This is a genomic window from Kitasatospora sp. NPDC001683 (genome assembly GCF_053596495.1).
The window spans coordinates 1-4085 of sequence record NZ_JBSFGK010000204.1 but is presented as its reverse complement, the minus strand read 5'-3'; the positions used below and the strand labels follow the sequence as shown (position 1 = coordinate 4085).

2 protein-coding genes are annotated in these 4085 nt (G+C 74.8%); both read left to right on the top strand.

The window, feature by feature from the left end; genetic code table 11:
* Positions 1-2224: type I polyketide synthase (locus ACWCYO_RS40360; RefSeq protein ID WP_449787017.1), on the top strand; the 2224-nt coding region annotated here is incomplete at its 5' end.
* A gap of 2 nt (positions 2225-2226) precedes the next feature.
* Positions 2227-4085, top strand: a 1859-nt coding sequence (locus ACWCYO_RS40355; protein WP_449787016.1) for a type I polyketide synthase, incomplete at its 3' end; no start/stop codon positions are given.

The following is a 4085-nucleotide window of genomic DNA, read 5'->3' as shown; positions in this document are numbered from 1 at the left end:
GGGTGCGACCCGCTTCGTCGAGCTGGGCCCGGACGGCGTCCTGACGGCGCTCGCCCAGGACTGCCTCACCGGCACCGACGGCCACGCCTTCACCTTGCTGCTCCGCCGCGACCGCCCCGAGGACCAGGCCGTCGCCGCGGCCCTGGGCGCCCTGCACTGTTGGGGCATCGTCCCCGACTGGCAAGCCGTGTACGACGGTTCGGGCGCGCACCGCGTCGAGCTGCCCACGTACCCGTTCCAGCGCGAGCGCTACTGGCCCCGAACGGCCCCCACCGCAGGCTCGTTCGCGTCGGCCGTCCCGTCCTCGGCCGATCTGCAGTACCGGGCCGTCTGGCAGCCCGTCGGCGATCCCGGGGCCGCCACGCTCGACGGCACCTGGCTGGTGCTCGGGGCCGAGCGCGCCACGGTGGGCGCCGCCCTGGCGGAGCGCGGCGCCACGGTGATCAGCGCGGACCTGGCCGATGCGGCCCTGACCCGCCGGGACCTGGCCGTACGGCTGCGCGAAGTCATCGGCCGAGACGAGGAGTTGGCCGGAGTTCTGCGGCTTCCGTCGGCCGTCGGCGAGTCCGGCCTGACCGAGGTGCTGCTCCTGCAGCAGGCACTGGGCGACGCCGGGATCGACGCGCCGCTGTGGTGCGCGACCAGGGGCGCCGTGGCCGTCGGCCCGGCCGAGCGGCTCGCCGACCCGGCGCAGGCCCAGGTCTGGGGACTCGGCCGGGCGGCGGCGCTGGAGGACCCGGACCGCTGGGGCGGGCTGATCGACGTGCCGCAGGCCTTCGACGAGGCCTCGCTGGCCCGGATGTGCGACGCGCTCACCGGCGCCGGTGGCGAGGACCAACTGGCCGTACGCGCGGACGGTTTGTACGTCCGCAGGCTGGTGCGCGCCCAGCGGGCGGCCGCGCCGGTCGGCGAGTGGCGGCCGTCCGGCACGGTCCTGATCACCGGCGGCACCGGGGCGCTCGGTGGGCACCTCGCCCGTCGGCTCGCCGACCTCGGCGCCGAACACCTGCTGCTGACCAGCCGCCGGGGCACCGGGGCAGCCGGGGCCGACGCGCTCGTGGCGGAACTGGAGGAGCGGGGCACCCGGGTCACCGTCGCCGCCTGTGACGTGGCCGACCGCGAACAGCTCGCCGCCCTGCTCGCGACCGTCCCGGAGGAGTTCCCGCTCACCGCGGTGATGCACACGGCGGGCGTGCTCGACGACGGCGTGCTCGACTCGCTCACCCCGGACCGACTCGCCACCGTGCTGCGGCCCAAGGTGGCGGCGACCCTCAACCTGCACGAGCTGACCCTGACCCAGGAGCTGAGCGCCTTCGTGCTCTACTCCTCCTTCTCCGGCGCGGTCGGAGGCTCCGGCCAGGCCAACTACGCCGCGGCCAACGCCTTCCTGGACGCCTTCGCCGAGCAGCGCCGTGCCGACGGGCTGCCCGCGACCGCCATCGCCTGGGGCGCCTGGGACGGCGGCGGCATGGCCGCCGGGGAGGCGGCCGTCAGTGAGCGGCTCAGCCGGCACGGCGTGCGCGCCATGGCGCCCGGGCGCGCACTCGACGGGCTGCAGCAGGCACTCGACCACGGCGACGCCTGCCTGGCGGTGGTCGACATCGACTGGGGCCGCTTCGCCCCGGGGTTCACCGCCGTACGGCCGAGCCCCCTGCTGTCCGCGATACCCGAGGCGGCGCCCCGGGCGGCGGACGGCCCGGGACCGCGCGAGGCGCTCACCACCCTGCCCGACGAGGACCGGCTGCCGGCGCTGCTCGACCTGGTCCGCGCCCAGGCGGCCGCGGTGCTCGGCCACGGCAGCGCGGACAAGGTGGAGGCCACCCGGCCGTTCCGTGACCTCGGCTTCGACTCCCTGATGGCGGTCGACCTGCGCAACGTCCTCGGCGCCGCCACCGGTCTCGCGCTGCCCGCGACCGTCGTGTTCGACCACCCGAACCCCCGGGCGCTGGCCAGGTTCCTGGACACCGAACTCGGCGGCACCGCCGTCACCCGGGTGCTCGCCGACCTCGGCCGGTTGGAAGGCGCACTGCCCGGCCTCGACCCCGACGCTCTCCACACCGAGGTGGTGGGCCGCCTGGAGGCCCTCCTCGCGGCCGCCCGCGCCGCCGCCGGGATCCATGGACCCCTGGGGTCCCACGAATCCGACGAATCCGCCGAGAGCCCCGCGCTGGACAGTGCGGACGACCTCTTCGCCTACATCGACCAGAAGTACGGAACCCGCTGAACATGAGCAACGAACAGAAGCTTCTCCAGTACCTCAAGCGGGTCACGGCCGACCTCGACGACGCCAACCGGCGCCTGCGGGACACCGAGGACCGCAGCCACGAGCCGATCGCGATCGTCGGCATCGGCTGCCGCTTCCCCGGCGGCGTGCGCTCGGCCGAGCAGATGTGGGACATGCTGGCGGCGGGGACCGACACCCTCGTGCCGTTCCCCGAGGACCGCGGCTGGGACCTCGCCGCCCTCTACGACCCCGACCCGGACCGGGCCGGTACCAGCTACGTCCGCGAGGGCGGATTCCTCGACGGGGCGGCCGACTTCGACCCCGCCTTCTTCGGCATCAGCCCCCGTGAGGCGCGGGCCATGGACCCGCAGCAGCGCGTGATGCTCGAAGTCGCCTGGGAGACCCTCGAAAGCGCGGGCCTCGACCCGACGGCCCTGCGCGAGAGCCGCACCGGCGTGTTCATGGGCACCAACGGCCAGGACTACGGTGCCCTGTTCGGCGGGCAGCCCCCCGAGGAGGGGCTGGAGGGCTACATCGGCACCGGCAACGCCGCGAGCGTCCTGTCCGGCCGCCTCTCCTACGTGCTCGGTCTCGAAGGACCCGCCGTCACGGTCGACACCGCCTGCTCCGCCTCGCTGGTCTCCCTGCACCTGGCCGCCGAGGCACTGCGCCGGGGCGAGTGCACCCTGGCGCTGGCCGGCGGTGTCACGGTGATGTCCACCCCGCGCGTCTTCGTCGAGTTCTCCCGTCAGCGCGGGCTCGCCTCGGACGGCCGCTGCAAGCCCTTCGCGGCCGCCGCGGACGGCACCGGCTGGGGCGAGGGAGCGGGCCTGCTCCTGCTGGAGCGGCTCTCCGACGCCAAGCGCAACGGCCACCGGGTGTTGGCCGTCATCCGGGGCTCCGCCGTGAACCAGGACGGTGCCTCCAACGGTCTGACCGCCCCCAACGGCCCCGCGCAGCAGCGCGTCATCCGCCAGGCGCTCGCCAACGCGCGGCTGACCACCGACCAGGTCGACGCGGTCGAGGCCCACGGCACCGGAACCAGGCTCGGCGACCCGATCGAGGCGCAGGCACTGCTGGCGACGTACGGCCGTGGGCGGTCCGAGGAACGGCCGCTGTGGCTGGGCTCGGTGAAGTCCAACATCGGGCACACCCAGGCCGCGGCGGGTGTCGCCGGTGTGATCAAGATGGTCCTGGCGATGCGCAACGGCCTGCTGCCGCGGACGCTGCACGTCGACGAGCCGACCCCGCACGTGGACTGGTCGGCCGGCGCGGTCCGGCTGCTGGCCGAGGCCAGCCCGTGGCCGAGCACCGGCGCGCCGCGCCGAGCCGGCATCTCCGCCTTCGGCGTCAGCGGCACCAACGCCCACCTGATCCTCGAACAGGCCCCGCTCGACGAAGAGTCGACCGAGCCGGCCGAGCCGACCGGGCCCCGGCCGTCGGTGGTGCCGTGGATCCTCTCCGCGAAGACCCCCGAGGCGCTGCGCGCGCGGGCGGAGCAGCTGCGCGCCCACGCCGAGGCCAACCCGGACTTGGCCGTGGCGGACATCGCCCACTCGCTCACCCTGGCACCGCTGTTCGAGCAGCGGGCCGCCGTCACCGCGACCACGCGTGAGGAGTTCCTCGCGGGGCTGGCCGCCCTCTCGGACGGCGCGACCGCCGTCTCCGGCAAGACGGTGTTCCTGTTCACCGGTCAGGGTTCCCAGCGGTTGGGGATGGGCCGGGAGTTGTACGGCGCTTTCCCGGTGTTCGCGGGCGCGTTCGATGCGGTGTGTGCGGAGCTGGACGGGCATCTGGACGGTTCGGTCCGCGACGTCGTCTTCGGTGACGATGCCGAGTTGCTGAACCGGACGGTGTGGGC